At 69.7% G+C, this 25835-nt stretch carries 28 protein-coding genes; 11 read left to right on the forward strand and 17 right to left on the reverse strand.

Annotated features, from left to right (window positions below; translation table 11 throughout):
• The first annotated feature begins 19 nt into the window (after window positions 1–19).
• On the forward strand, window positions 20–994 hold the full coding sequence (locus ACWCOV_RS16805; RefSeq protein WP_449830158.1) for a ring-cleaving dioxygenase: 975 nt from the start codon (window positions 20–22) through the stop codon (window positions 992–994).
• Window positions 991–1623, forward strand: coding sequence for an alpha/beta hydrolase (locus ACWCOV_RS16810; RefSeq protein ID WP_449830159.1), 633 nt, complete (start codon window positions 991–993; stop codon window positions 1621–1623). Before ACWCOV_RS16805 ends, ACWCOV_RS16810 begins: the two co-directional genes overlap by 4 nt.
• A gap of 6 nt (window positions 1624–1629) precedes the next feature.
• Here the strand turns inward: ACWCOV_RS16810 and ACWCOV_RS16815 are convergent, their stop codons facing one another.
• The gene (locus ACWCOV_RS16815) at window positions 1630–2385 is read right to left on the reverse strand and encodes a DUF4118 domain-containing protein (RefSeq protein ID WP_449830160.1); all 756 of its coding nucleotides are present in this window, start codon (window positions 2383–2385) and stop codon (window positions 1630–1632) included.
• 71 nt (window positions 2386–2456) lie between these two features.
• On the opposite strand from ACWCOV_RS16815, the gene pta reads away from it, so the two are divergent.
• Both pta and ACWCOV_RS16825 read left to right on the forward strand, forming a co-directional pair.
• Window positions 2457–4535: a phosphate acetyltransferase gene (gene pta / locus ACWCOV_RS16820; protein ID WP_449830161.1), complete on the forward strand. Its 2079-nt coding sequence runs from the start codon at window positions 2457–2459 to the stop codon at window positions 4533–4535.
• On the forward strand, window positions 4536–5732 hold the full coding sequence (locus ACWCOV_RS16825; protein WP_449830162.1) for an acetate/propionate family kinase: 1197 nt from the start codon (window positions 4536–4538) through the stop codon (window positions 5730–5732).
• Window positions 5733–5797: 65 nt separating this feature from the next.
• On the opposite strand, the gene ACWCOV_RS16830 is transcribed toward ACWCOV_RS16825, so the two are convergent.
• A complete protein-coding gene (locus tag ACWCOV_RS16830) occupies window positions 5798–7084 on the reverse strand; it encodes an MFS transporter (protein ID WP_449830163.1) in 1287 nt (428 codons plus the stop codon).
• Window positions 7085–7235: 151 nt separating this feature from the next.
• Window positions 7236–7832: a class I SAM-dependent DNA methyltransferase gene (locus tag ACWCOV_RS16835; protein ID WP_449830164.1), complete on the reverse strand. Its 597-nt coding sequence runs from the start codon at window positions 7830–7832 to the stop codon at window positions 7236–7238.
• A 166-nt stretch (window positions 7833–7998) separates the two neighbouring features.
• Between ACWCOV_RS16835 and ACWCOV_RS16840 the strand changes: the two genes are divergently transcribed.
• The 5 genes from ACWCOV_RS16840 to ACWCOV_RS16860 all read left to right on the forward strand — a co-directional run bounded on the left by ACWCOV_RS16840 (window position 7999) and on the right by ACWCOV_RS16860 (window position 11136).
• Window positions 7999–8580 (forward strand): dihydrofolate reductase family protein, encoded by a 582-nt coding sequence (locus tag ACWCOV_RS16840; protein WP_449830165.1) that lies wholly within the window; start codon window positions 7999–8001, stop codon window positions 8578–8580.
• An 84-nt stretch (window positions 8581–8664) separates the two neighbouring features.
• Window positions 8665–9204: a DUF6458 family protein gene (locus ACWCOV_RS16845; RefSeq protein ID WP_449830166.1), complete on the forward strand. Its 540-nt coding sequence runs from the start codon at window positions 8665–8667 to the stop codon at window positions 9202–9204.
• Window positions 9205–9284: 80 nt separating this feature from the next.
• Window positions 9285–9920 carry a DNA/RNA non-specific endonuclease gene (locus tag ACWCOV_RS16850; protein ID WP_449830167.1) on the forward strand — a complete coding sequence of 212 codons (636 nt, stop codon included), beginning with the start codon at window positions 9285–9287 and terminating at the stop codon, window positions 9918–9920.
• Complete coding sequence (locus ACWCOV_RS16855) at window positions 9920–10339, forward strand: hypothetical protein (protein WP_449830168.1); 420 nt, start codon at window positions 9920–9922, stop codon at window positions 10337–10339. Before ACWCOV_RS16850 ends, ACWCOV_RS16855 begins: the two co-directional genes overlap by 1 nt.
• Window positions 10336–11136, forward strand: a complete 801-nt coding sequence (locus ACWCOV_RS16860) for an aldo/keto reductase (protein ID WP_449830169.1) — start codon at window positions 10336–10338, stop codon at window positions 11134–11136. Before ACWCOV_RS16855 ends, ACWCOV_RS16860 begins: the two co-directional genes overlap by 4 nt.
• A gap of 13 nt (window positions 11137–11149) precedes the next feature.
• Here the strand turns inward: ACWCOV_RS16860 and ACWCOV_RS16865 are convergent, their stop codons facing one another.
• From ACWCOV_RS16865 to ACWCOV_RS16880, 4 genes are all read right to left on the reverse strand, one after another.
• Window positions 11150–12370 carry an MFS transporter gene (locus ACWCOV_RS16865; protein WP_449830170.1) on the reverse strand — a complete coding sequence of 407 codons (1221 nt, stop codon included), beginning with the start codon at window positions 12368–12370 and terminating at the stop codon, window positions 11150–11152.
• A gap of 34 nt (window positions 12371–12404) precedes the next feature.
• Entirely contained in the window at window positions 12405–13097 is a 693-nt protein-coding gene (locus tag ACWCOV_RS16870; RefSeq protein WP_449830171.1) for a DUF4386 domain-containing protein, read from the reverse strand.
• A complete protein-coding gene (locus ACWCOV_RS16875; RefSeq protein ID WP_449830172.1) occupies window positions 13094–13333 on the reverse strand; it encodes a hypothetical protein in 240 nt (79 codons plus the stop codon). The genes ACWCOV_RS16870 and ACWCOV_RS16875 overlap by 4 nt, the downstream gene beginning before the upstream one ends.
• Window positions 13334–13396: 63 nt before the next feature.
• Window positions 13397–16018, reverse strand: coding sequence for a LuxR C-terminal-related transcriptional regulator (locus ACWCOV_RS16880; RefSeq protein ID WP_449830173.1), 2622 nt, complete (start codon window positions 16016–16018; stop codon window positions 13397–13399).
• Between the two features lie 130 nt (window positions 16019–16148).
• Between ACWCOV_RS16880 and ACWCOV_RS16885 the strand changes: the two genes are divergently transcribed.
• Window positions 16149–16538, forward strand: a complete 390-nt coding sequence (locus tag ACWCOV_RS16885; protein ID WP_449830174.1) for a universal stress protein — start codon at window positions 16149–16151, stop codon at window positions 16536–16538.
• Between the two features lie 122 nt (window positions 16539–16660).
• On the opposite strand, the gene ppk2 is transcribed toward ACWCOV_RS16885, so the two are convergent.
• The 3 genes from ppk2 to ACWCOV_RS16900 all read right to left on the reverse strand — a co-directional run bounded on the left by ppk2 (window position 16661) and on the right by ACWCOV_RS16900 (window position 18769).
• Window positions 16661–17464, reverse strand: coding sequence for a polyphosphate kinase 2 (ppk2, locus tag ACWCOV_RS16890; RefSeq protein ID WP_449830175.1), 804 nt, complete (start codon window positions 17462–17464; stop codon window positions 16661–16663).
• 47 nt (window positions 17465–17511) lie between these two features.
• Window positions 17512–18222 (reverse strand): hypothetical protein, encoded by a 711-nt coding sequence (locus ACWCOV_RS16895; RefSeq protein ID WP_449830176.1) that lies wholly within the window; start codon window positions 18220–18222, stop codon window positions 17512–17514.
• A 124-nt stretch (window positions 18223–18346) separates the two neighbouring features.
• Window positions 18347–18769, reverse strand: coding sequence for a DUF1801 domain-containing protein (locus ACWCOV_RS16900; RefSeq protein WP_449830177.1), 423 nt, complete (start codon window positions 18767–18769; stop codon window positions 18347–18349).
• Between the two features lie 146 nt (window positions 18770–18915).
• On the opposite strand from ACWCOV_RS16900, the gene ACWCOV_RS16905 reads away from it, so the two are divergent.
• Window positions 18916–19431 carry a hypothetical protein gene (locus ACWCOV_RS16905; RefSeq protein WP_449830178.1) on the forward strand — a complete coding sequence of 172 codons (516 nt, stop codon included), beginning with the start codon at window positions 18916–18918 and terminating at the stop codon, window positions 19429–19431.
• A gap of 3 nt (window positions 19432–19434) precedes the next feature.
• On the opposite strand, the gene ACWCOV_RS16910 is transcribed toward ACWCOV_RS16905, so the two are convergent.
• From ACWCOV_RS16910 to ACWCOV_RS16940, 7 genes are all read right to left on the reverse strand, one after another.
• Complete coding sequence (locus tag ACWCOV_RS16910) at window positions 19435–20901, reverse strand: SDR family oxidoreductase (protein WP_449830179.1); 1467 nt, start codon at window positions 20899–20901, stop codon at window positions 19435–19437.
• Window positions 20902–20903: 2 nt separating this feature from the next.
• Window positions 20904–21335: an SRPBCC family protein gene (locus ACWCOV_RS16915; RefSeq protein WP_449830180.1), complete on the reverse strand. Its 432-nt coding sequence runs from the start codon at window positions 21333–21335 to the stop codon at window positions 20904–20906.
• A 413-nt stretch (window positions 21336–21748) separates the two neighbouring features.
• Window positions 21749–22789 carry a cation diffusion facilitator family transporter gene (locus ACWCOV_RS16920; protein WP_449830181.1) on the reverse strand — a complete coding sequence of 347 codons (1041 nt, stop codon included), beginning with the start codon at window positions 22787–22789 and terminating at the stop codon, window positions 21749–21751.
• A 22-nt stretch (window positions 22790–22811) separates the two neighbouring features.
• Entirely contained in the window at window positions 22812–23195 is a 384-nt protein-coding gene (locus tag ACWCOV_RS16925) for an ArsR/SmtB family transcription factor (protein WP_449830182.1), read from the reverse strand.
• A 60-nt stretch (window positions 23196–23255) separates the two neighbouring features.
• The gene (locus ACWCOV_RS16930) at window positions 23256–23822 is read right to left on the reverse strand and encodes a DUF308 domain-containing protein (RefSeq protein WP_449830183.1); all 567 of its coding nucleotides are present in this window, start codon (window positions 23820–23822) and stop codon (window positions 23256–23258) included.
• Window positions 23819–25138 (reverse strand): dihydrolipoyl dehydrogenase family protein, encoded by a 1320-nt coding sequence (locus tag ACWCOV_RS16935; RefSeq protein WP_449830184.1) that lies wholly within the window; start codon window positions 25136–25138, stop codon window positions 23819–23821. Before ACWCOV_RS16935 ends, ACWCOV_RS16930 begins: the two co-directional genes overlap by 4 nt.
• Window positions 25135–25764 carry a VOC family protein gene (locus ACWCOV_RS16940; protein WP_449830185.1) on the reverse strand — a complete coding sequence of 210 codons (630 nt, stop codon included), beginning with the start codon at window positions 25762–25764 and terminating at the stop codon, window positions 25135–25137. Before ACWCOV_RS16940 ends, ACWCOV_RS16935 begins: the two co-directional genes overlap by 4 nt.
• Window positions 25765–25835: the final 71 nt, after the last annotated feature.

Here is a 25835-nt window from a genome sequence, read left to right on the forward strand (position 1 = left end):
CGATGGGAGGGGTCGAGCGATGGTCGAGTCGGTCGCGCCGCACGGGCTGCATCATGTGACGGCGATTGCGGAGGATCCGCAGCGGAACGTGGACTTCTACACCAAGGTGCTGGGGTTGCGCCTGGTGAAGCGGACGGTCAACTTCGACGCCCCGGACACGTACCACCTGTACTACGGCGACTCCTCGGGCCAGCCCTCGACCCTGTTGACGTTCTTCCCGTGGCCCGGAGCGCCGTACGGGCGGCAAGGCGCCGGCCTGACCACGGCGACCGCGTTCAGCGTCCCGCCGGAGTCGCTCGGGTGGTGGCAGAAGCGGCTGCGGGCGCTCGACGTCGACGCGGACGAGCCGGTCGCCCGCACGGACGAGGAGGTGCTGCGGCTGCGCGATCCCGACGGCCTGGTGATCGAGCTGGTCGCGTCCGAGGGCGACAGCCGGTCCGGCTGGGACGGTGTCGCCTCGATCCCGTTCGACAATGCGATCCGCGGCCTGTTCTCGGTCACGATGACGGAGCGGCTGCTCGATCCGACGGCGGACATGCTGGCCGGCATGCTGGGCATGCAGCACGGCCACGACTCCGCCCACGGGTCACGGTTCGTGATGGCGGGAGGAGCGCAGGGTACGGCGGTCGACGTACAGCCCAAGAACGTGTCGCGCGGACTCCAGGCCGCTGGGACCGTACACCACATCGCCTTCCGGGCGCCCGACGGCGAGACCCAGGCGAAGTGGCGCCTCGAGCTGATCGAGGCCGGCGTCAAGGTCACCGAGATCCTCGACCGGCGATACTTCACCTCGATCTACTTCCGGGAACCGGGCGGCGTCCTGCTCGAGATCGCCACCGACCAGCCCGGATTCACCGTCGACGAACCGCTGCTCGAGCTCGGCCAGCACCTGAAACTCCCGCCCTGGCTCGAGCCGAACCGCGAGCAGATCCAAGCCTCGCTCCCGCCGCTCCGCGTCCCGCCTGCCCCGCGGCCGGACGAAGTCGACGAATGAGCGAGGACCTGCTCCGGCGCCCACACGTCTGGCAACCGGGAACCGTCACGCCACCGCTCCTCCTGCTGCACGGCACCGGCGGCGACGAGCACGACCTCCTCGTACTGCGGCAGCACCTGGCTCCCGACGCCGCCGTCCTGTCGCCGCGGGGGATGGTCTCGGAGCAAGGCATGCCCCGCTTCTTCCGCAGGATCCGGGAGGGCGTGTTCGACGAGGAGGATCTCCGCCTCCGGGCCGACGAACTGGCCGCCTTCCTCACCGCCGCCGAGCAGAAGTACGACGTACCCGCCGGCTCCTGGCTGGCGGTCGGCTTCTCGAACGGCGCCAATATGGCGTCCGCCCTCCTCCTACGCCACCCCGAGTCCCTGGCAGGCGCCGTACTCCTGGCCGCCATGGTCCCGTTCACCGCCGACGAACCCAGGGACGCCTCCCTGGCCGGCAAACCCGTCCTGATCGTCAACGGCGACCACGACCCGATGGCCACCCCCGCCCAAACCCGCCGCCTCACCGAACAACTCCGCCACCACTCCGCCGACGTCCGCCTCCACCCCTTCCCCGGCGGCCACACCATCGCCCCCGACCAGCTACCTCACATCAAGTCCTTCATCACCACGTCCTTCCAGAACTGAGTGCGATCAGGTCGGGCGGTGGTGGGTGGCTAGGGCGGCGCCGACCTGGTCGGCGAGGGCTACTGCGACCTTGCGCTGGGCGAGTGAGGGGCGGGCCAGGCGGGTGGATGCGACCAGGACGAAGCGGCCGCGGGTGATGCCGTCGTGGTGGACGCGGAGCTCGATCTCGCAGTCGGTGGGTAGGCCGAAACGTTCGACGTCGAGCTCGCGGCCCCGCCGTACGACGGTGCCGCCGCGGACGAGGGCGGCCGGGGCCTCGTCTCGGGTGTCGCTGTCGAAGTAGCAGTCGTCGACGCCGAGCAGGTCGACGAGCTGGTCGGCGACGTGCTCGATGACGCCCTCGGTGTGTGAGCTGCCGGCCGCGACGATGCCCGCCGTACGGAGAATGCCGTCGAGATACGCCTGCTGCTGGTCGGCGCGGACCTGCCGTCGGCGGCCCCAGAGGATCTCCGCGGCCGCGATGCCGACCACGGAGAGCAGTACGGCGGTTGCGATGTCCGCCTGATCGGTCATGGTGAACTGCTGGTACGGCTGTGCGAGGAAGAAGGCCCAGCACACCGTGCCGGACAACGCGGCGATGATCCCCGCGCGCCGGATGCCGGTCGCCGCGGCGGCGATCACGACCAGGACGAGCACCAGGGCGGCGTTGGTGTTCTCGATTCGGGCCCGGAACGGCACCGTCGCCGCGCAGACCAGCGCGGGAACTGCCGCCGCTCCCGCGACCACGGCGGCGTGGGCGCGCGTGGGGAGGTGGACTCGCATCCCCCAATGATGGCGTGTGGCGGCCCGTCCGGGTGGCGCGGGTCGGAGCGCCGGGTGGTTAGGGTGCCGGTATGGGCAGCAGCGTGTACGTCGCTTCGGTCGAGGGGTTCACCGGGAAGTCCACGGTGGCGCTCGGGGTGCTCGAGCAGTTCTCGCGGCGGGTCGGGCGGGTGGCCGTGTTCCGGCCGATCGTCCGCGCGGACGCCGCCGGGCACGGCGGACGCGACTACGTGCTCGATCTGCTCACCTCGCACGAGGCCGTCGCCGTGCCGTACGACGACAGCGTCGGAGTGACGTACGACGAGGTGCACGCGGACCCGGATGCCGCGCTCGACACGATCGTGCGGCGATTCCACGCGGTCGCCGAGCGGGCCGACGCGGTCGTCGTGGTGGGCAGCGACTACACCGATGTGGGTACGCCGACCGAGTTCTCGTACAACGCGAAGATCGCGGCGAACCTCGGCGTACCGGTGCTGCTGGTCCTGAACGGGTACGACCGCACGCCGCGCGACGTGCGGACCATCGCCGACATCGCGGTCGCCGAGCTGCACGCGAACCACGGCTCGCTGTTCGCGGTGATCGCGAACCGGGTCGGCAAGGACCTGTTGACTCCGGTGGTCGACGCGCTGGCCGGCGCCGGCGCTCCGGCGTTCGCGATCCCGGAGGAGCCGGTCCTGAACCAGCCGTCGGTCGCGGACCTCCTGGCTCCGATCGACGGCCGCCTGCTCAGCGGCGATCCGCAACTGCTGTCCCGCGAGGTGACCGGGCTGGTGGTCGCCGCGATGACCATGCCGAACGTCCTCGACCGGCTGTCCGAGGGCGCCGCCGTGGTGACGGCCGGCGACCGTCCGGAGGTCGTCCTCGGGGTCCTGATGGCGCACGCGTCCCGGAACTTCCCGCAGATCTCGGCCATCGTCCTGAACGGCGGATTCGAGTTGCCGGACCAGGTCCAGCGCCTGATCGGCGGGCTCGGCGTCACCCTGCCCATCCTCGAGACCCGTCTCGGCACCCAGGCGACGTCGGCCGCGCTGACCGCCGTACGGGGCCGGTTGACCAAGGACTCGCCGCGGAAGGTGGACGTGGCGCTCGCGTTGTTCGGGCAGTACGTCGACGGCCGGGCGCTCCTGGACCAGCTCGCGGTGGCGCGCACCAGCGCGGTGACCCCGCTGATGTTCGAGCACCAGGTGCTTGACCGGGCAGTTGCCGACCGCAAGCACATCGTGTTGCCGGAGGGCGAGGAGGAGCGGATCCTGCGCGCTGCCGACGTACTCCTGCGTCGTGGAGTCGCGGACCTGACGCTGCTCGGTGACCCGATCGCGATCAGTGCGAGGGCGGCCGCGGCCGGTGTGGACATCGCTGCGGCACGAGTCGTCAACCCCGAGGACGATCCGCTGGCGGAAGAGTTCGCCGCGGAGTACCACCGGCTCCGGCAGCACCGCGGGATCGACCTCGAGCGGGCGCGCGAGCTGGTGAAGGACGTGTCGTACTTCGGCACGATGATGGTCGAGCTCGGCCTGGCCGACGGGATGGTGTCGGGCGCCGTGCACACCACCGCGCACACGATCCGGCCGGCGCTCGAGGTCGTGAAGACAGTGCCGGACGTCTCCGCCGTCTCGTCGGTGTTCTTCATGTGCCTGCAGAACCAGGTGCTCGTGTACGGCGACTGCGCGATCATCCCGGATCCGACCGCCGAGCAGCTGGCCGACATCGCGACCTCGTCGGCGGCGACCGCGGCCGCCTTCGGCATCGAACCGCGGGTCGCGATGCTGTCGTACTCGACCGGCACGTCCGGCACCGGGACGGACGTCGAGAAGGTGTCGAAGGCAACCACCATCGTCCGGGAGCGCGCACCCGGCCTGCCCGTCGAGGGGCCGATCCAGTACGACGCCGCGATCGACGCCGCCGTCGCCCGGACCAAGCTGCCGGACTCGCCGGTCGACGGCAAGGCCACCGTGTTCGTGTTCCCCGATCTGAACACCGGGAACAACACGTACAAGGCGGTCCAGCGCTCGGCGAACGCGGTCGCGGTCGGGCCCGTCCTGCAAGGTCTGCGAAAACCGGTCAACGACCTGTCGCGTGGCGCGACGGTCCGGGACATCGTCAACACGGTCGCGATCACCGCGATCCAGGCACAGCAGGGCGGCGAGTAGATGAGCGACAACGTCCTGGTGATCAACGCGGGGTCCTCCTCCCTGAAGTACAGCCTCGTCGACGGGTCGTCGGGGGAGAGCGTGGCCGGTGGCATCGTCGAGCGGATCGGGGAGGAGGGCGGTCGTCAGTCCCATCGCGGGCCTGACGGGGAGTCGCGGGGCGAGGAGTCGATCGGGTCGCACGAAGAGGCGCTGCGGTGGGTGGTCGAGGCGTTCTCGTCGTACGGGCCTTCGCTGGATGAGGCGGATCTGGCTGCCGTCGGGCATCGCGTCGTACACGGTGGGGCTCGGTTCGCTTCGCCTGCGTTGATCGACGACGATTTGATCGCCGAGGTGAAGGATTTGGTGCCGTTGGCGCCGTTGCACAATCCGGCGAATCTCGAGGGGATCTCCGTTGCGCGGCGGTTGCTGGCTGAGGTGCCGCATGTGGCGGTGTTCGATACGGCGTTTCATCAGACGTTGCCGCCGTACGCCTACACCTACGCGGTGCCGCGGGAGTGGGCGGAGTCGCATGGGATTCGGCGGTACGGGTTTCATGGGACTTCGCACTCATTTGTTTCTGAGCAGGCAGCTGCGTTGCTCGGTCGCGCGCCGGCTGACGTGAACGTGATCGTGCTGCATTTGGGGAACGGGTGCTCGGCGACCGCGGTCCGGGGTGGTGAGTCTGTGGATACCTCCATGGGGCTGACGCCGTTGGAGGGTCTGGTGATGGGGACTCGGTCGGGGGACGTGGATCCGGCGATCCTGGGGCATCTGGCGCGGGAGCTTGGCTGGTCCGTCGATGAGATCGATCGGGCGCTGAACTCCGAGTCTGGGTTGAAGGGGCTGTCCGGGGAGAACGACTTCCGCGAGTTGTCGCGGCGGCGGGAGGCTGGGGATGCGCGGGCCCACTTGGCCTTTGACGTGTACTGCTACCGGATCAAGAAGTACGTCGGCGCGTACTACGCCGTACTCGGCAAGGTCGACGCGATCGTCTTCACCGCCGGGGTCGGGCAACACTCCGCCGAGGTACGCGCCGCGTCCCTCGACAACCTCTCGTCCTTAGGCATCCACGTCGACCCCACGCGCAACACGGAGGAGTCATCGACCGCCCGCTTCGTCTCCACCGACGACAGCCCGGTAGCAGTCCTCGTCATACCCACCAACGAAGAATGGGAAATAGCCCGCCAGACTCTGTCCGTCCTCCACCCCAACTGACCTCCCCACCCCAGCGGCTGCGTGCTGTTGCCCGGGTGGGTCCGCCACCCGGGCATCCGACACCGCTACACCGTCTCCAAATCCTTCACCGGTCGCCGGTCTGAGCTGCTGGACGGGGCGGTTGGGGTGTCCAGGAGGCGCATGAAGGGCATGGAGGCCAGGGCGAGGGCGATGGCGCCCATGATGAGGGCGCAGGCGAGGAGCGCGTGGGGAGCGGAGATGGTGTGGATGAGGCGGCCGAAGCCGAGGGAGGCGAGGGCGCCGACCAGGGAGCCGTAGGCTGCGCCGAGGCTGCCTACGCGGCCCAGCAGGTTCTGCGGCGTACGGCTGTAGAAGGCGGTGTACGGTACGGCGAACATCACGCTCAGCATCGATCCGGCCACGAAGCTGACGCCGATCGCCGGGATCGAGCCGGGCTGCAGGAAGTACAGGCCGAGCAGAGCCGAGGCATACAGGCCCGTCGCGCCGACCAGCCACGTCCGTTGCGGCAGCCTCTGCGCCAGAGCGGCAAACGCGACGCCACCAACCATCCCGCCGATGGCGCCTGCGCCCAGGAAGATGCCGAGCGCCCGGGAGTCCTGCCGGGCGAAGATGAACCACGCCGGGAAGATCAGTGCCGAGATCGGCACGATGACAGCGCCCATCAGCGGCCCGACCAGCTGCATCTTGCCGAGGAAAGGCTCCTTGACGAGGAACTGCACTGCTTCGCGCAGGTCGCGGTATGTCTGCCGCGGCGTCATCGGCTGCTCGTGGGTGATGACCTGCTTCCGGAGCCGGGAGGCAAGCACGATGCTCAGGGAGAACAGCACGGTGGTGACCAGTAGCGTGTTCGCTTCGCCGAACGCCGCGATCAGCAAGCCTGCGGTGATCGGCCCGACGAACGTCGCCACTCCTTGGAGCGTCTGCGTCAAGCCCATCGCCCGGGTCATGGGCACGCCTTCCTCTTCGGCGGCCGCGGGAACCGTGCTGATCTTGCCGATGTGCCCCGGCCCGTCGAAGAACACCCCGAGGACCTGCGTGATCGCGACGATCCAGAGCGAGAAGGCATCGAACCACAGCACCAGCGCCAGGCTCAGCGCCGTGATCAGGCTCAGGCTGTCGGCAAGGATGGAGACCCGGCGGCCGCCGATCCGGTCGGTCACCAGACCACCGGCCAAGGTGCCGGCCAGCGCGGCGATTCCCATGATGAAGGCGATGGTGCCGGCGCTCGCGGCGCTGCCCGTACGGGTCAGGACCAGCCACGGTACGACGAGGGCGATCACCTGGTTGGCGTACGTCGAGGTGGACTGCGCCGACAGCACCGTCAGCAGCTGCCTGGCCCGGAAGAGACGTTTCAGCTCTGGCAGGTTCATGGCCCCAGTTCCGTTCGGGTCGGTGGACTGCCCTCTGGTAGGCGGTCGCTCACCCCTTCCACGAACCCCACAGCCCCGATCCGACAACCCGGCCGAAGAAATGTCCTGCCGGGGCTCGAGCAGGCGGAGGGCCGGGGGAGGCGGGAATCGACTAGTGGAACTCGCGTCGCGCGATGATGGTGGCCTGTTGGCGCTTCTCGCCCATTCGACTGTCCGTTGCTTCGACCTGAAAGCCCGCTGCCACGAGCCGCTGGGACATCTCCTCGATCGACCAGTAGTAGGCGGTCGTCACAGCATGGTCGAACGGCTCGACCCGCGGCCTTTCGAACATGCCGAGGACCAGGCCGCCGCCGCCGCGCAAGCACCGCGCGAACTCGGCGAGGATGCGCGGCACGTCGTCCGGAGCGGTGTGGATGATCGAGTACCAGGACAGGATCCCCGCCACCGAGCGATCGGGTACGCCGAGGTCGTCGAGCTCACCGACCCGGTACGGGTGCCCGGGGAACCGCGATCGGGCGATCTCCACGAACTGCGGCACGAGATCGACACCTTCGACGTCGCACCCCTGGCGGCGCAGATAGTCGGTCCACTGACCTGGCCCGCACCCTGCGTCGATGATGCGGCCGGTGAGCTCACCGGCCCACTGGGACACCAGCTTGCGGTCCCGCTCGTCCATGGCCTCCGTCGAGGCGAACAGGTCGGCGTACTCGTCGGCCCGTCGTCCGTACGCGTCCCGCACATCATCCACAGCCACAGGCAACCTCTCGCAGTTTCGGTCATCGCCGCCGTCGGCACGACATACTCTCACCGCCCGCCGACCAATTGCCGATGAACCCGGAGGTGGTGTCGGATCGGGGCTGAGGTGTTCGTAGCAGGGGTGACAGGCTGCCGTACCGGACTCGAGGAGAGCCACCATGACTGCGATCTACACGTTCGACATCTTCTGCACCCTCGACGGCTTCGGCTCGTACGACGGCGGCGACTGGGGCGGGTACTGGGGCAAGGCAGGCCCCGAGTTCCTCGACCGGCGGCTCGAGCTGTACGGCGAGGAGCAACGGATGGTTCTCGGCGCCAACACCTACCGGCAATTCGTGGCGGCACTCGGCCCGAGTGTGGAGGAGTCCACGGTCGACGACCCGGTGAACACCCGGATGATGACCATGCCGACCACCGTGGTGTCGAGCACGCTGCAAGGCCCGCTCGAGTGGGCGAACGCAACCCTCGCGAACGGCGACGCCGCCGAGATCGTCGCCCGCCTCAAGCAGGAGTCCGACGTACCGCTGCGCTCCCATGGCAGCCTGTCACTGAACCGCTCGCTCATGGCCGCCGGCCTGGTCGACCGCGTCCAGGTGACGATCTTCCCGGTGATCACCGGGCAAACCGGAGTAGACCCGATCTTCCAGGGCGCCGCCGACTTCGACCTGGAACTGCTCGAGAGCCGCGTCCTCGACGGCCACACCCAGGAACTCATCTACCGCCCGACCCTCCACACCTGAGCCCAGCCCCGAGACCGACCACGGCGACTCGGTTGGTGGGATCGGGGTACCGGGGTGTCACGGCAGACCAACCCTGGAGGCGTGATGAGTATCGGGGCCGGGATCTTCTTGATGACGGTGGGCGCGATCTTCGCGTTCGGCATTCGTGATGACAGTGGGACGGTGGATCTCAACGTCGTCGGGGTGGTCATCATGCTTGCCGGGGCGGCCGGGATCTGCCTCTCGTACTACATCACCAACCGGCGCCGCCGGGTCGAGACAGACGCGATCGACCCGGTCGTGGAGGAGGAGTACCGCACCGTCCAGGCCAGCCTGGCCGACGAGCACCCCTCGACAACCCCGCCGAAGGCCGACGCACCGTCCCGGCCGATCACCGTCACCCGAGAGACGACAACCCACGAGACGACAGCCCGTTCCGACCGGCCCGCCGTCTCGCGCACTGAGCGACACATAGACCTCGACCCGACAGCGAACGGCCTCCACACCCCAACCCCGTACCGCAGCGCACCCGCACCGGAGCCTGTCGCAGCGGACCTTGATCAGTCGCGCACTGGGTCCTGGCGCAAGCAGCTCCGCGGCCGCCTCAGACGTCCCCACCTCCCCACCCGCCACGGCAACAGGTGACGCCTCCGGCCCCACCGTGGTGAACCCCAGCACGCCCGAATCGGTGGCGGGGGAAAGTTACGGGGCTTAGGGTGGCGGGCGTGGCTGACCGGGTCGAGTTGCCTGCTGACATGGAGGATGTTCGCGCGGTCGGGTACGGGCCGGGGGATGTCGTGCAGGTGCCGGAGCGGTACGCCGGGCTGGTTCTGCACAAGGAGCAGTCGGGCCGGGCGGATCGGTGGAACGATCGGCTGATGGCCCCGGAGCCGTCCGCGGTCTACGTGGTCGACGACAGATACCTGTACGCCACCGACAAGGCCGGCCGCGTCACCCACGCGGAGGGCTGGCTCGGCTGGTTGCCGTCGAAGGAGAACGACGAACGGCGCAATCTGAGCGCTCAGCGCGCAGCCGGCGAGCCCGATCGCCAGCGGAACGACGATGGCGGGCACCTGTTCGGTACGGCGTTCGACGGCCCCGGTGAGGCGGTCAATCTGACCGCGCAGTCGCGGAATCAGAACCAGGCGGTGAAGGGAAGCGACAACTGGCGGCGGATGGAGGAGAGCTGGCAGGCGCTCCGCGCGGCCGGCATCCAGGTGCATGCCACCATCGACGTGCGCTACCCGGACGGGATCACCCGCCGGCCGTCGGCACGCGCGGTGGTCGACCGCCATGACGGCCGGAGATCGCCGCGGCGTATCTTCAAGGAGACCAAGCCCCAGCCGAGGCGGGACCGTTGATGACCGAGATGACCAACGAGATGGGCACGATCGAGGCGATCGCGCGTGCCCTGACGTCCGACTTGCCCGCCGGCTGGCGTGAGGTCCGGGCGACCTACCGCGCGACGGCGCCGTACGCGGAGCTCGACGCGGACGTGGTCGACGCCCAGGGAAACGCGGAGCAGGTGGATCCGCTGGCCGAGGGGCTGGAGGGTCACTTCGAGACGCTCCGGCTGCAGATGTACCAGCCCGGCAAGGGGACGTGGCTGACGGCAACCATCGCGATCACCGCCGACGGGCACTTCACCACGGACTTCGACTACGAGAACGAGCCCGCCTGGTCGATGCCGGTCGACGCCGAGATCTATGCGTCGGACCTGGCGGAGTTCCCGCGCGAGGACCAGTACATTCCCGACTGGCTCCGCGGGAAGACGCAGTGACGAAGCTCGTCGGACGCGTCGCGCTGGGCGTCGCCGGGCTGTCGTTCGCCCCTCGTGACCGAACGGGTGACCTGGCAACGATCCGGGCCGGCATCGCCGCGGGCGCGACGATCCTCGACACCGCCCGGGCGTACGCCCACGTCGACAACCCCTTGTACGGCGAGGAGTTGGCCGCGGAAGCCGCTCACGGTACGGGCGTCATCGTCGGCACGAAGGGCGGTCACTCGCGAACGGGCGAGTCCACCTGGGACGCGGACATCAGCGCACCCCGGATCCGCGCGGACGTGGAGACCAGTCTGCGCGTCTTCGGCGGCGAGCATCTGGACCTGTACTACCTGCACCGGGTCGACCTCGCCGAGCAGTCCGTGGAAGAAGGCGTCTCGGCCCTCGCGGCTCTCCGCGACGAGGGGAAGGTGGCGCGGATCGGCCTGTCCAATGTCAGTGTCGCCGAGCTCGAACGCGCCACCGCGGTCGCTCGCGTGGACGCCGTGCAGAACAAGCACAGCGCGATGGGCCGCGAGTCGGCCGACGTGCTCGCGTGGTGCGAAGCCAACCAGGTGCCGTTCTTTGCGTACTCACCGCTGCGGTCCGCAAGCGGTTCCAACCTTGCGGCCAAGGCGGAGGAGCGCGGCGTCTCGGTCCAACGCCTGCAACTCCGTGCGCTCCTGGCCTCGTCGCCAGTGCTCTCGGTGATCTCCGGTGCGACCCGCCCGGAGACCGTCCTCGACTCGCTCGCCGCGGAGACCGAGCCCTGGGACGACGACCTGCAAGCCGCGTACACCTCCGACCTCACCTGAGCCGGGTGCCGCGTCAGCGGACGCGCTTCACCGGGAGGATGGCCGCGGCTCCGGCGAGGGCCGAGACGGCTGCAACGGTGTAGAGCACTGCGTAGCTGCCGTCGCCGGCCGCCAGGATCGCCGGCGCGACAGCGGGCGCGACGAAGAAGGGCAGCGCGCTCGCGATGTTGAACACACCGAGATCCTTCGCGGCCGTTGCCCGGTCCGGGAGTACGTCGGCCACGAGTGCCAGGTCGACGGCGATGTACAGGCCGAAACCGAGTCCGCTCAGGCCCATGCCGAGCAGGTAGCCGTTGAAGTCGTCGGCGACCGCGATCACGAACAGCGCGACGCCGTACAGGATCGACGCGATGACGACGAGGATCTTGCGTCGGCCCGTTCGGTCGGAGAGCTCGCCGCCGAGCAAGGATGCGGTGATCAGGGCAGCAGACTGGGCGAGGGTGCCGAGGAAGACCTGGTGCGGTACGTCGGCCTCCGGGGTGCCGAGCTGGTCGAGCAGGTAGAAGGCCTGGTAGGTGGTGAGGAAGGCGTAGGCCAGCAGCAGCATGAATCGGCTGGCGAACGCCCAGGCGAAGTCCGGGCTCCGGCGCGGGTCGACGTAGAACGCGCCGGCCAGTTCCTTCCACGACCACGCCGGCTTGTCCGCCGGGTCGAGCCGGCGATCCTGCAGCGTGACCACGAACAGCACGACGAAGAACCCACCGATCGCGCAGGGCACCAAGAACATCGCGAGGCGGTTGCCGGTGAACAGCTGGACCAGGTAGGTGGCGCCCACCGACGCCACGGGCAGACTGATCCCGAGGACACCGGCGACCACGCCACGCTGAGCGACCGGGACCTGGTCCGGCAGCACCGCGACCTGAGCGGCAAGCAGAGCGTTCAGAGACAGCTGAGCAAGGCACCATCCGACCAGGACAACCAGGACGCTGGGTGCCAGCGCGACGATCAGGATGCCCAGACAGCCGCCGGCCAGGCCGGCGACCATCCAGGGCCGCCGCATGCCGTACGGCGACGCCGTACGGTCACTCAGCTTGCCGAAGAACGGGTTGCCGATCATCGCCACGACGGAGCCGACGCCGGCCACGAGCGCAAGGCTGCTCGGTGCCTGCTCGATTCCCACGAGCGAGTTGACCTTCAGGGCCAAGGAGACGAGCAGGGGAGCAAGGAAGACCAGCGAGGTGCCCATGGTCGCCAGCGCGTAGAGGGTGATGAAGCGCCGGCTGACCCGGTCCATCAGGCTCTCCTCACGCTGGGCGACCCGGGTTGCCTCACGATAGCTGGCGCTTGAACCCCTTGAAGGTCATCCAGCTGCCGAGCGAGAACTCCCAGACGGCGATCGGGAGGGTCGCCAGCATCGTCACGCCGGAGGCCTGCTCGTTGTGGCCGAACAGGGTCGCGACATTGGCGCCGATGAGCAGCGGGGCTCCGATGAGTCCGAGGGTCGGGATGATCCGCGGGACCAGCCGCGACTGGTACATCAGGGTGCCGAGCAGTACGGCGTTGAAGCTGGCCATGAACCCAGGTCCGAACAGGAACGTCCAGTCACGGACCGCGACGAGCGCCTGGGTGCTGCCGGTCGCGCCGGTGACTTCCTGGTTGAGCGTGACGACGGCGAGCAGGCTGACCACGCCGGTCATGATGATCGAGGCCTCGACGAGCCTCGACGTGACCAGGCCGAGCGCGAACGCCTGGTTCTGGCGCTTGAGGACCGGGTACAGCGCCACGGCGCTGCCGACGGCCGCGAGGGCGTTGACGAAGTCCAGCAGGCCCGCTGTCAGGAGCCGGTTGTCGTGGCCGGCTGCGACCGTGAGGTCGGGGTTCACGGCCGCTGTGATCAGGAAGAAGGCGGGCAGGGACGCCGCGAAGGTGATCAGGTAGAAGATGCCCGCGGCGCGGGCGTGGTTGCGCGTGGGGTCGCCGGAACTGCGAGTGGCGGTCGTGGGTCGAGCTGTGGTGGTCATGGCATGTCTCCAGTGTTCGGGTCGATCTGGGTGATCGAGATCAGCGGCAGACCGAGGTCGTGCAGTCGTTGCAGCACGCCGTACAGGGCGGCCTGGTCCACGACCGGACCTCGGAGAGTGGTGGAGCCGTCGGCTCCGGCGGTGAGCGTGAGCCCGTCGAACCAGTCCGACCAGCGTGAGTCGAGACGCCCCTGAAGGCGGATCTCGTACCAGGTGCTGCCGGATCTGCTGCTCATGGCTGCAAGCTAGGAGCCGTTGTGGTGAGCCGGCCTCACATCATGTGGTGAACTCGCTGATGATCAGCGGACGTGGCTGCGGGACAGCAGGTTCAGCTGGTGCGCCCGGCGTACGGCCGCGCGACGGTTGTTGACGCCGAGCTTGGCGTAGATGTTCTTGGTGTGGGTTCGCACCGTGTTGAGCGAGACGACGAGCCGGCGGGCGATGGCGGGGCCGTCGAGTTCGCTGGCCAGGAGGCGCAGCACGTCCAGTTCGCGCTCGGTCAGCGGCTCGATCAGGTCATCCTGGGCCGGCTTGCCCGCCGGCGCCTGGGGAGTCGCCAGTAGTTCGCGCAGGTACCGCCAGCCAGGTCGCTGACGGTCGAGGGACTTGAGCAGCGGCTGGACCTCGCGGGAGAAGACTCGGACATAGCCTTCAGGTTCTGCCAGCGTCAGTGCGCGCTCCAGCGTCGTGGCCTGACCTGTCGCGAGCGCCAGAAGCACCAGAACCTCGATGACGGTGCCTTGTCTGCCGCCGGCGTCCGCCGCGGAGAGCAGTCGCTCCAGCAGGCCGGTGGCATCGCGCGACCCGTCGGCGATCAGAATCCGGGCAAGAGTCACGTGCTCGTACTCGCGGAGGTATGACAGCTCGTCCTGCGCGCTCACGCCGTACTGCCGCGCCCACTCCAGCGCCGAACCCACGTCCCCATGCGCTGCCTGCATTCGCGCGCGCAAAGCCGGGATCGGTTGCACGTTCGGTGCGAAGTCGCCGACGTACACGCGTTCCGCCTCGGCGAGCAGCCCGAGTGCCGCGTCGAGATCGCCCTCCGCCTCCCGAAGCTGCGCCATCGCCACCCGCCACCGGTAAGGGTTCTGCGGCAGCCCGAACTGCTCCCCGAGCTCGTCGCTACGCCTCAGGTGCTCGGCGGCCGTGGTCAGATCGTTGCGCTCCAACGCGATCTGGCTCAGGCCTACGTACATGTCGCGAGTGCCCCGCAGCCCTTGGCCAGTCGCGAGTTCGAGAGCGCGCTCGTAGGTGCGTTGCGCTTGCCGCAGCCTGCCCTGCGTGGTCTCGAGGTCAGCGAGCGTGATGGAACACCCGAGTACGTCGGAGACGTAGCCGAGCCGGTGTAGTCCGTTGCTGGCGTCGGTGTAGCTGCGGTGAGCGGCTTCGAGGTCGCCTGTCGTCCACGCGGCGAGTCCAGCCAAGGCTTCAGCCGAGGCCCGGGTCAGGTCGTCGTCCTCGGGAGCCCGGGCGACCGCTAGCTCGGCGTGCTCCAAGGTGCCGCCCGGGTCGCCCCCGATGAGGGCCAGGCCGGCCCGGTAGAGCTCGATGCCTCCTGGCAGTCTGGCCAGCTCGCGATCGTCCACGACCACGACCTGCTCCGGACCGCTCAGTAGCCGCTCGACGTCGTCCAACCGGCGCTCGACGTCGTCGAACTCGTTGCTGGCCATCAGCGCGCCGACGAACTCGATCGCGAGCACTGGCCGGCGGTCGACCACGTCGTCGGGAAGTTCGTCGATCCACCGGCGCAGGGTGTGTTCCTGACGATTCCTCCGCAGCTCCGGAACGGCCCGCTCGACCAGGTCGGCTGCGCGCCCGATGTCGCCGGCCGCCAGTGCGTGCCGTACGGCGGGAATCGGTTCGCCGGCCTCGTCGTACCAGGAACTGGCGCGTCGATGCAGCTCCGCCACGTCAACGCGTTCGTCGGGCAAGTGGGAGCGGAGGACTTCGCCGAAGAGGTGGTGATAGCGGTACCAGCGCCGTTGGTCGTCGAGCCGGACCAGGAAGAGGTTGGCCCGGTCGAGCCGCTCCAGCATCGCCTTGCCGTCCTGGTCGCCGGTCACGGCGTCGCACAGCGGACCGGTGAGCCGATCGAGGATCGAGGTCGCCAGCAAGAACCGCCGTACCGGGTCGGGCTGACGGTCCAGGACCTCTTCGACGAGGTAGTCGACGACGAACCGGTCGTCGCCGGCGAACCCGGCGATGAAACCCGCCGGGTCGCTGCGACCGCGGAGGGACAGGGCGGCGAGCTGCAGGGCCGCGACCCAACCCTCGGTGCGTTCCTCCAGCGACATGAGGTCCTCGGTGGTGAGCTGCAGGCCGGTCAGCTCGTTGAGGTAGGTCTCTGTCTCGGCGAGGGTGAACCGAAGGTCGGCGGCCCGGAGCTCGACGAGCTCGCCGCGTGCGCGCAGGCGGGGGAGCGGTAGGCCCGGATCCGCTCGGGTGCTGATGATCAGCCGCACCTGCGGAGGCAGGTGGTCGAGGAAGAAGACCATCCCAGCCTGAACGCCGGGGCCGTCGACGAGGTGGTAGTCGTCGAGGACCAGGGTGACCTCGTCGGGCAGCACGCTCAGCTCGTTGAGGAGCACGGTCAGCACGGTCTCGATCGGTGTCCGCCCCGCCTCCAGGAGCGGAAGGGCGCCGGCTCCGACGCCCGGAACAACGCGGTCCAGCGCGGTGGCGACGTACGTCCAGAACGTCGTGGCCTCGCGATCTCCGGCGTCGAGGGCGACCCACGCGACCGCGGCTTCGGAGCGTCCCAGCCACTGTGTCAGCAGGGTGGTCTTGCCGAACCCGGCCGGCGCCGAGACCAGGACCAGGCGGCCGCCGCGCGGCAGGCGATCGCCGAGGCGTGGCCGCGGGACGACTTCGGCCCGTGGCGCAGGGAAGAAGAGCTTGGTCTCGACGAGAGCGTCCGTCATCGCACCCCCTCGGCGTTGACGCTATGGGCACGAGCGTAGGACACGGATCCGCGGAGCCGGAGGACCTTTGGCCCTGGTCTGGTACGCCGGGGCGCGGTGGAATGGAGGGTGGGGTGAGGAGGGCGGCGGGATGATCGTTGTGGGGGTTGACGGCTCGTCCGGTGGACGGCGGGCGTTGCGGTTCGCGGTGGGGGAGGCGCAACGGCGGCACGCTCCGATGCGGGTCGTGCATGTCGTGCTGTCCGAGGCCGAGGTGGCGCAGGCCCGGAAGAACATCCGCGCCGAGGTCGAGACCGCGGGCGGCATGCCGCTGCCGCCGACGGAGGTCGAGATCAGCGTCGGCGATCCGGTGCAGGTGCTGATCGAGGCATCCGCACGCGCCGAGCTGCTGGTGGTCGGCAGTCACGCCACGACGTCGCTCATCCACTCGGCGCTCGGCAGCGTCAGTACGGCGTGTGCTCAGCTCGCCCGCTGTCCGGTAGTGGTCGTTCCGGTCGGCGCCGAGCCGAGAACACGCTGACCTTCAGCGGACGGCCGTCAGATCGACAGGCTCCGCCGAGGGCGCAACCGGTGGGGCCGAGGGCCCGTTCCCCCCAGGGCCCGGCTCCCACCCGGCGGTCCCCGCCGCCGGGTGGGACGCTCTCACTTGACCAGGCTCGCCGCGTGGTCGGGAACCTGGGTCTGCATTTCGCGGGGTGTCCGCTCGTAGCCGCCGGACGGTGGCCGGGCAGGGAGCTCCAGGGGCGGGCGCTGCACGTCGCGGTAGGGGACGGTCGAGAGCAGGTGGGCGATCATGTTGATCCGGGCGGCGCGTTTGTCCTCGCTCTCGACGACGTACCAAGGCGCCTCCGGGATGTCGGTGTGGATGAACATCTCGTCCTTGGCGCGGGAGTACTCCTCCCACCGGGTGATCGACTCCAGGTCCATCGGCGACAGCTTCCAGCGCCGCATCGGGTCCTCGAGCCGGCTGCGGAAGCGGTTCTCCTGCTCGGTGTCGCTGACCGAGAACCAGTACTTGCGCAGCAGGACGCCGTCCTCGAGCAGCATCCGCTCGAAGATCGGGCTCTGGTGCAGGAAGCGGGCGTACTCCTGGACGGTGCAGAAGCCCATCACCCGCTCGACACCGGCCCGGTTGTACCAGCTGCGGTCGAACAGCGCGATCTCGCCGGCCGCCGGCAGGTGTTCGACGTACCGCTGGAAGTACCACTGGGTGCGCTCCCGCTCGGTCGGCGCGGGGAGCGCGACGATCCGGGCGACGCGGGGGTTCAGGTACTGCGTCACGCGTTTGATCGTGCTGCCCTTGCCGGCCGCGTCCCGCCCCTCGAAGACGACCACCAGCCGTGCGCCCTCGGCGCGGACCCACTCCTGCAGCTTGACCAGCTCGGCCTGCAGCCGCAGCAGCTCCCGCTCGTACACCTTCTTCGGCAACCGCTCCCTCTTCGCCATCTGTCCGCCTCCCGTGCTCTCGCCCTTGAGAAGACAGTACGAGACGGTCAGCAGCCGACGCGGATGACGAGTTGCGGCCAGCCGGTCCGGCGGACCAGGTCGCGGAGCTGGGCGCGGTCGGCGCCGGCCGGGTTGCGGAACGACGCGGTCAGGCCGTAGGAAGTTGCCGTCAGCAACACTCGTTGCAGGGCGAGGCCGGATCGGGTCCAGGCCCGCTGGTCCTCCTCGCGGGTGGTCAGGATCGCCACGGCCGGCGCCTGCTCGATCACGTCGGCCAATGCGCCACGTCGGTGCTTGTTGATCCAGTAGAGGTCGGCCTGCTCCGACCGGGCCGCCTTACCGAGCCGGTCGAGGACGATGGGTGACACCGGTTGGTCGATCACGGGGCCGCGCGGCGGGTGGCTGCGGGTCAGGTCGCCGTACAGGGAGCTCAGCGCGTGCACCGGCACGCGGCGGTCGGCGAGGAAGATCCGGGCGATCACCTCGGGTACGGCCGGATCCGGGTCCAGCGCGATCGTCGTCTCATGGCCCAGCATGGCGGCGGCCACCCGGACGTTGAAGGCCGCGGCCCCCAACGCGACCCTGGCCAGCCGGCCCGCCGGGTCGGACTCCGGCGGCGGCGAGTCGAGCAGGATGTCGATCACCGGCCCGTCGATCTCGAGCCGCCAGGACTGGGCGTCGTCGATCGACGGCGCCCGGGTCGCCGCGGTCAGCAGGATGCCGACCTCGTCCCGCGTCGGCGTACTGGTCGTCGTCATCTGGCCCCACCTCGACTCGGGCGGCCGTCGCTCTGGCCGCCCTCCCACCCTGGCGCGCGCAGTCCCCGCGCGGCAGCGCCATCAGTCCCGGATCACCGGGCCCTTCGGCACATTCCGGAGGCGTTCAGGCGTCGCCGGACTCTTTGGCGCGCTGGGTGTAGGTGCCGGAGGTCAGGGACTCGTAGGACTGCCGGACGATGCTTTCGAGGACGTCGAGGTCGATGTCGGTGAGGTCTTTGATGTAGAGGCAGCCGACGCCGGTGGTGTGCGGGCCGAGCTTGTCGAGCAGCTCGGTGTGGGCTCCTACCCCGTCGTTCAGGTAGATCGTGGTGGCGGCTGCGCGGGGTGCGAAGCCGGCGGCCGGGGCGTCGCCCTCGCGGCCGCTGGCGTAGCGGTAGTGGTACTGCCCGTATCCGATGATGGTCGCCCACATCCGGGGCTCCTCGCCGGTGACGCGGCGCATCAGCCCGAGCATCGTCTCGGCATCCCGGCGGCGCTTCGCGGAGCGCACTTTCTCGAGATGTTCGGCAACGTCCGAGTTGGCCATGACCGCATCCTCGCACGCCGATCGGCGCCCCTGTCCACAGCTGTCGCGGCCGCGGGCCGGGTCCGCCGCGAAGATTCACCCACAGCGGATGAGCAACCCGGGCGGCCCGCAGGCAACACTCGAGTACGTCGGCCGAGGAGACTGCGATGAATCAAGGCTTGCTGAACTCGTTGACGGATGCCGAGCGCCTGCTGGTGGCCGAAACGGACCGGGACGCCTTGAAAACTCTGGACGAGGACGAGCTCCTGGAGCTGCACCAGCGGATCCGCCGGGCTCGGACGAAGTACGTGAAGAACTACCGGCGCGGCGCGAGTGCCGCCGTGGCGGAGGCCGGCGGCCGAGGCATGTCGTACGCCAGGAACCAGCGGGACCGCGACAAGGCCGAGCTGTTCGAGTCCGCACTGGCAAGAGTCAGCCGCGAAGTCGCGGTGGCCGCGAGTGGTGCGTCCAGGCGGCTGCGGAACGAGCGCATCGAAGCGGCACGCGCCGCCAAGGCGACCGTCAAGCCCACCGTCGAGGCTCCCGTGATGCGTGCCGTGGACGTGCCGCCACCTCCCGCTCCCGCCAAGCGGCGCGCCACCAAGACCACCGGCGGGCTGAAGAAGGACGCCTCCAGCCGCGCCGCCGGCGCCCGCCGCCAAGCCAAACGCGACGCCCGCTGAGGATCAGAGTTCGGCTGCCGCGTGGGCGATGTTGCGCTGCATGCTGCCGAAGACGATGCCGTGGAACGGCTTGATCGCCCACCAGTAGAGGTGGCCCGGGAGACCGTGCGGATGGAACAGCGCGCGCTGCCGGAAGACCGTGGTGCCGTCGTCGTCGGTGTCGACGACCAGTTCGAGCCAGGCGAGCCCGGGTAGCCGCATCTCGGCGCGCAGCCGGAGCAGTCGCTGGCCGTCGATCTCCTCGACCCGCCACCAGTCGAGCGGATCGCCCACCGACAGGTCGCGCGGGTTGCGTCGTCCGCGTCGCAGGCCCGGGCCACCGAAGAGCCGGTCCAGCAGTCCGCGTGCCCACCAGCCCAGCCGCCAGGAGTACCACCCGTTGTCGCCCCCGATGCCTTCGATGACGGTCCACAGCCGCTCCGGGCTCGCGGGTACGGCGCTTTCGCGCTCGTCGACGTACAGGGAACCACCGGACCAGTCCGGGTCACTCGGCAGCGGATCGCTCGGCGCGCCGGGGGTCGACGCGGACGCCCAGGTGGTGGTGACGTCCAGGTCCTGGACCCGCTTGAGGGCGAGCTCGACCGCCCGGTCGAAGCCGATCAGGCCCGGCGCTGGATCGGGGATGTGCTGCGCGATGTCGTGCTCCTTGCAGACGACCTCGTGCACCAGGCTGTCGACCAGCGGCCGGGCGATGCTGCTCGGCACCGGGGTGACCAGGCCGACCCAGTGGCTGGACAGCGAGGGAGTGAGCAGCGGCAGCAGCAGGATCCGGCGTTGGTTGAGGTGGGCAACCTTCGCGTACCGCTGCATCATGTCGCGATAGGTGAGGACGTCGGGCCCGCCGATGTCGAAGCCGCGGCTGACGTCGTCCGGCATCGACGCGCTGCCGACCAGGTAGTGCAGCACGTCGCGGACGGCGATCGGCTGGATCCTCGTGCTCAGCCAGCGCGGGGTGACCATCACCGGCAGGCGGTCGGTGAGGTGCCGCAGCATCTCGAACGACGCCGAGCCGGAGCCGATGATCACCGCCGCGCGCAGCACGGCGACCGGCACACCGGAGGCGAGCAGGATCTCGCCGACCTCGCGGCGGGAGTCCAGGTGCGGCGAGAGCTCCTCGCCGTCGGGATACAGGCCGCCGAGGTAGACGATGCGCCGTACGCCGGCCTCCCGCGCGGCCGTCCCGAAGGTGAGCGCGTTGTGCCGATCACGCGCCTCGAACCGCCGCCCGGTCCCGAGCGAGTGGATCAGGTAATACGCGACGTCGACACCCTCCATGGCCGCCCGCAGTTGCCCGGGATCACCGGCATCCGCCTCGACGACCTCGACCTCGCCGTACCAGTCCCGATCCCGGAGCCGCGCCGGATTCCGTGCCATCGCGCGAACCCGAAACCCGCGCTCGAGCAACTCCGGCACCAGCCGCCCACCGATGTACCCGGTCACCCCGGTAACAAGCGCAAGCCGCTGAGGCATGGTCAGAGCCTCTGCAGCGCGTTCCGCAGGCCGGCCTCGGCTTCGTCGCCGAGTTTGGCGAACCGGCCGCGGAACAGCGGCTCGGCCAGCCGCGCGACGCCCTTGAAGGTGAACTCGGCGCGATAGCCGACCGAAGTGCGTTCGTTCTGTGTTGAGAACGTCATCGTGTCGATGGCGACGACGGTCTTGTTCTCCCCACGCAACTGGAACAGCACGCCCTCGTCGCGGCGCAGCACGACGTAGGTCAGCTCGGTCTTCCGCCCGGCGAACTCGGAGACGTTGAGGTACGTCGTACCCGGCCCGCCGTCCCCGTCGACCCGCCGCGTCGAGACCGTGCCCGGATCCCACTCGACCGTCGTCTCGAAGTCGGCCAGATACTCGTAGGCCCGCTCGACCGGCGTGTCCACGACAACCGTGCGCTCGATGATGATCACGGCCGGACCGGTATCCACAGTTCCGGAAACCACACCGGGATCGGTGGGCGAGGGAAGCCAGGCTGCTGCAACAGCGGGTCCAGGGGTACGTCGAATGGGCTGGGGTCCTCTTCTCTGTACCCTCGACCGGCTTCCCCCGCCCGGTTCCAGTTGATCGTGGGCGTCCGCCCGCGGAGCAGGGCCGAAAGTCACGTGTTGTCGGTCCGTCCGTCCCCGATCATCGTGGCGTGAGGGCTGAGCAGCAGGGTCGTTGGTGGTGGGCGGTCAACGAGCGTGTCCTGCGGGACCGATGTGAGGCGGTGGCCCTGAGCGGGAACCTCCCGCGTCCGGCCTCGTCGCGGCGCGACCGGGACGTCTGGCAGGCGCCCCGGTCGTGCTCGTGCGAGCCGCTCGACGAGTCCTTCCCCCACCGGCTACCGGTGGTGGCTGACCAGGTCGTGGGCTGCGGTGGAGTCGTGGGGGAGTGGCTCGGCGTGAATGGTGGCTGAGGTCAGGCGGCGTACGCCATGAACCAGTTCGTGCTCGACCTGGTGGCTGAGGTGGTGAGCGTCGACCAGAGAGGTGTTCGAGTCGACGCTGATGCGGGCCTCGGCGCGGAGGGTGTGGCCTAGCCAGCGGAGCTGGATGCCGGTCACGTCGACGACGCCGGGGGTGGAGCGGATGACTTCCTCGGCCCGGTCGACCAGCGCCGGGTCGACCGCGTCCATGAGCCGGCGGTAGACCTCGCGGGCGGCGTCGCGGAGGACGAACAGGATGGCGAGCGTGATCAGCAGGCCGATGATCGGGTCGGCCAGCGGGAAGCCGAGCCAGGCGCCGGCGGCGCTGAGGACGACGGCGAGGCTGGTGAAGCCGTCGGTGCGGGCGTGCAGCCCGTCGGCGACCAGGGCGGCCGAGCCGATCCGGCGGCCGGTCCGGATCCGGTACTGGGCGACGACCTCGTTGCCGAGGAAGCCGATCACGCCGGCGAGTGCCAGTACGCCGGCATGGCGCACATCACCGGGATGGATGAACCGCGTGATCGCCTCGTAGCCGGCGTACGCCGCGGATGCCGCGATCAGCACCACGACGACGATGCCGGCCAGGTCCTCGGCCCGCCCGTACCCGTAGGTGTAGCTGCGCGTCGCGCGCCGGCGGCCGACGACGAAGGCGATCGCCAGCGGGATCGCGGTGAGCGCGTCGGCGTAGTTGTGCAGGGTGTCGCCGAGCAGCGCGACCGAGTTCGTGTAGATGACGATCAAGGTCTGGATCAGTGCGGTGACCATCAGGCCGACGAAGCTGATCTTCAGGCAGCGCATGCCCTCCTTGCTCGCCTCCAGCGCGGAGTCGACCTTGTCGGCGCTGTCGTGCGAGTGCGGGACGAGGATCTCCTTGACCTTGCCCAGCAGCCCGCTCCGGTGGTCATGCCCGTGACCGTGGGCGTGTTCATGGTGGTGCTCGTGGTCAGTCGTGCTCATCGGCGCTCTCGTCTCTGCGTCGTCAGGCGCCGGCCGGGTCGTCGTGCGGTACGGCGTCAGCGGACCGATGGTGCTCGGGAAAGCCCCCGCTGGAGTGCTCGGCGTGGTAGATCGCGTCCTCGACCAACTGGCTGACGTGGGAGTTCTCGATCCGGTAGAAGATCCGGTTGCCCTGCCGCCGCGTTCGGACAAGATGCGCCATCCGCAGCTTGGCCAGGTGCTGGGAGACCCCGGCCGGCGACTTGCCGACCGCCGCGGCCAGGTCGTTGACCGGCATCTCGCCGTCCAGCAGCGCCCACAGCAGCCGCACCCGGGTCGCGTCCGCCAGCATCTGGAAGACCCGGATCGCCAGCTCGACCTGCTCGTCGCCGGGAATCGACCTGCGTGGCTGCGTATCTACGCGCATACGTAGATACTAAGGTAGCGGCCGCATCCCGACAAGGTCTGACTGGCTGCCGGAAGCCGCTCAGCTGCTCGCCTCCTGAAGTTGGTTGCCCTGGGCAAGTTGCTTGCGGCGGCGGCGGGCGAGCAGACCGGCCTGGAGGACGAACTCCGTTCCGCCGGTGGCCGCGTAGATGGCCAGCATGCTCGGTTTCGGGTCGCCGCCCGCCGCTGCCAGCAGGTAGGCGACACCGCCGAGGACCGAGACCCCGTTGGCCAGCAGCAGCGGCCACTGACTACCGAGCTGGGCACGGCGACGCAGTACGACGATGAGTTGCGCCGCGCCGCTGACGGTGGCCCAGACGCCGAAGGTGGCGACGACGGCCGTGACGCTTGCGGTCGCGGCCACTCCAAGGGCCACGGCCGCAACGGTGCTCGAGGCGGCGTTGGCGAGCAGCCATTGTCTGGTCGGACCGGACTGGCTGCGGGCGTCGATCAGCGTTGCGACCGCGTCGATCAGCGGATAGAGGACGAGCAGGACGCCGACGGCGACCGGTACTTCGGTGGTCAGGGACTTGGCCAGCGTCGCGAAGACGGCGGCCCACGCGATGGCGATGACGCCACGGATGAGGAAGATGCGCAGGGTGTTCACGAGGTCCTTAGAGCTTTGAGGGCCGAGACGTAGATCTCGGAGAAGGTCGGGAAGGGCTGGATGGTGTCGCGGAGGACCGCGAGCGGGATGCGGGCGCGGATCGCGAGCGTGGCCTGCTGCAGCCACTCGCCGGCCTCGGGACCGAGGGCGTAGGCGCCGGTGAGACGTTCGCCGTCGCTGAGCAGCGTCAGGAATCCGGGGCTGCCGGCGTACTCGTGGGTGTAGGTGGCCGTCTTCGCCACGTCCCGCAGCGCGATGGTTGCGCTGTACGGCGCTTCCGTGGCACCGACCGCCGCGGCCTGCTGATCGGTGAAGACGACCCGCGGTACGGCGTCGTAGTTGGCCTCCCGCGGTTCGCCGAGGATGTTCGCGGCGACGATGCGGGCCTGGTACTTGCCGACGTGGGTGAACAGCCAGAGGCCCGTCACGTCGCCCACGGCCCAGACACGTTCCGCGACCTGCAGGCGAGCGTCGACCGGCACGCCGCCGGCGTCGGCCGTGACACCGATCGTCTCCAGCCCGATGCCGTCGACCCGCGGCCGGCGACCCGTGGCGACCAGCAGCCGGTCGCCACGAACCTCGCGACCGTCGTCGAGCACGAGCACGTAGTCGTCACCGTCGCGGCGGGCGGCGGTCGCCCGTGCGCCGATGATCAGCTCGATCCCGTCCCGCCGCAGCACCTCGCCGAGTGCCTCACCGAGCGGTGCGGCCTCGCGCGACAACAGGTGGTCGGCCGACTCGACCAGGACGACGTCGCCGCCCAAGCGCCGTACCGCTTGTGCCATCTCGACGCCGACCGGTCCGCCGCCGAGCACGACCAGGCGGCGGGGGACCGCCTTCATGCTCGTCGCCTCACGGCTCGTCCAGACGCCGTCGAGGTCACTGAGGCCCGGGATGGGCGGCACGACGGCGTCGGAGCCGTTCGCGAGTACGACGTGCTCCGCGGTGTAGCGGCGTCCGTCGACCTCGACGACCCCGGTTCCGGCCAGCCGGCCACGGCCGCGGATCAGGTCGATGTTGTTGTCGGCGAGCCACTTCTCCTGGCCGGCGTCGGAGTGGTCCGAGACCATGAAGTCGCGGTAGGCGAGGGCCGCCTCGACGTCGACGGTCGCGGGAGCGGCGGCCTCGTTCGCGGCCTGCGCGGCCTCGCCCGGGCGGAGCAGGGTCTTCGACGGGATGCACGCCCAGTAGGAGCACTCGCCCCCGACCAGCTCGGACTCCACGACCGCGACCCGCAGGCCGCCCTCGGCGAGGGCCCCGGCGGCGTGCTCACCGGGGGAGCCGCCGCCGATCACGATGACGTCGTAGTCGCTCATTGCGGGAGCTCCTGGCCGGTCCGCTCGGCGACCATGTAGGTGGCGTACCACTCGGGCCAGGCCTCGTCGTACTCGCCGCCGTTGCGCTTCTCGTGCTCACCGTGGGCGGTCGCTGCGCGCTGCAGCGCCTGCCGCAGGTCGTCCACCGAGGTGTACGTCGTTTCCGCGGGGTCGACCCGGCCGGGCAGCCGCTTGGTGACCTCCTGCAGCAGCCAGCGGTTGCCGTCGGGGTCGGTGAACGTGGCGAACGAGCTGTAGCTGGCGCGCTCGTCGGCAGGCCCGGCGACCCGGCCGCTGTCGTCCGCCTGGAACTGCGCGCCCGGGGTCGCGGGGTGGAACGCCTCACTCACGTCGACACCGCGCGCCGCGAGCTCACTGCGCGCGGCCTCGATGTCGGAGACGATCAGGTACAGACCCTGGGCCGAGCCCGGCTCGGCGGTGGTGATGTTCGTCCCGAACTGCACCGAGGCCGGCGAACCCGGCGGGGTGAACTGGACGACCCGGAAACCGTTGTCGAACGCGAAGTCGGCGTCCAGCCGCCAGTCCAGCTGCTGGTAGAACGCCTTCGCCTTGTCCACATCGGTGACCGGGATGACGACGGCCTCGAACTTGAGATCGGTGCTCACTGCTTCCTCCTGTAGTTGTGGTTCCGACACCACTGACTGTCGCTCCCCGGACGCGTGCTCGCCCCAGTGGT

It is taken from the genome of Kribbella sp. NPDC002412, from assembly GCF_053592935.1.

Bases quoted from the DNA above. Each gene is read 5' to 3' on its own strand.
- ACWCOV_RS16805 (WP_449830158.1), top strand. From the start codon at position 20: ATGGTCGAGTCGGTCGCGCCGCACGGGCTGCATCATGTGACGGCGATT.
- ACWCOV_RS16810 (WP_449830159.1), top strand. From the start codon at position 991: ATGAGCGAGGACCTGCTCCGGCGCCCACACGTCTGGCAACCGGGAACC.
- ACWCOV_RS16815 (WP_449830160.1), bottom strand. From the start codon at position 2,385: ATGCGAGTCCACCTCCCCACGCGCGCCCACGCCGCCGTGGTCGCGGGA.
- pta (WP_449830161.1), top strand. From the start codon at position 2,457: ATGGGCAGCAGCGTGTACGTCGCTTCGGTCGAGGGGTTCACCGGGAAG.
- ACWCOV_RS16825 (WP_449830162.1), top strand. From the start codon at position 4,536: ATGAGCGACAACGTCCTGGTGATCAACGCGGGGTCCTCCTCCCTGAAG.
- ACWCOV_RS16830 (WP_449830163.1), bottom strand. From the start codon at position 7,084: ATGAACCTGCCAGAGCTGAAACGTCTCTTCCGGGCCAGGCAGCTGCTG.
- ACWCOV_RS16840 (WP_449830165.1), top strand. From the start codon at position 7,999: ATGACTGCGATCTACACGTTCGACATCTTCTGCACCCTCGACGGCTTC.
- ACWCOV_RS16845 (WP_449830166.1), top strand. From the start codon at position 8,665: ATGAGTATCGGGGCCGGGATCTTCTTGATGACGGTGGGCGCGATCTTC.
- ACWCOV_RS16855 (WP_449830168.1), top strand. From the start codon at position 9,920: ATGACCGAGATGACCAACGAGATGGGCACGATCGAGGCGATCGCGCGT.
- ACWCOV_RS16865 (WP_449830170.1), bottom strand. From the start codon at position 12,370: ATGGACCGGGTCAGCCGGCGCTTCATCACCCTCTACGCGCTGGCGACC.
- ACWCOV_RS16870 (WP_449830171.1), bottom strand. From the start codon at position 13,097: ATGACCACCACAGCTCGACCCACGACCGCCACTCGCAGTTCCGGCGAC.
- ACWCOV_RS16875 (WP_449830172.1), bottom strand. From the start codon at position 13,333: ATGAGCAGCAGATCCGGCAGCACCTGGTACGAGATCCGCCTTCAGGGG.
- ACWCOV_RS16880 (WP_449830173.1), bottom strand. From the start codon at position 16,018: ATGACGGACGCTCTCGTCGAGACCAAGCTCTTCTTCCCTGCGCCACGG.
- ACWCOV_RS16885 (WP_449830174.1), top strand. From the start codon at position 16,149: ATGATCGTTGTGGGGGTTGACGGCTCGTCCGGTGGACGGCGGGCGTTG.
- ppk2 (WP_449830175.1), bottom strand. From the start codon at position 17,464: ATGGCGAAGAGGGAGCGGTTGCCGAAGAAGGTGTACGAGCGGGAGCTG.
- ACWCOV_RS16895 (WP_449830176.1), bottom strand. From the start codon at position 18,222: ATGACGACGACCAGTACGCCGACGCGGGACGAGGTCGGCATCCTGCTG.
- ACWCOV_RS16900 (WP_449830177.1), bottom strand. From the start codon at position 18,769: ATGGCCAACTCGGACGTTGCCGAACATCTCGAGAAAGTGCGCTCCGCG.
- ACWCOV_RS16905 (WP_449830178.1), top strand. From the start codon at position 18,916: ATGAATCAAGGCTTGCTGAACTCGTTGACGGATGCCGAGCGCCTGCTG.
- ACWCOV_RS16910 (WP_449830179.1), bottom strand. From the start codon at position 20,901: ATGCCTCAGCGGCTTGCGCTTGTTACCGGGGTGACCGGGTACATCGGT.
- ACWCOV_RS16920 (WP_449830181.1), bottom strand. From the start codon at position 22,789: ATGAGCACGACTGACCACGAGCACCACCATGAACACGCCCACGGTCAC.
- ACWCOV_RS16925 (WP_449830182.1), bottom strand. From the start codon at position 23,195: ATGCGCGTAGATACGCAGCCACGCAGGTCGATTCCCGGCGACGAGCAG.
- ACWCOV_RS16935 (WP_449830184.1), bottom strand. From the start codon at position 25,138: ATGAGCGACTACGACGTCATCGTGATCGGCGGCGGCTCCCCCGGTGAG.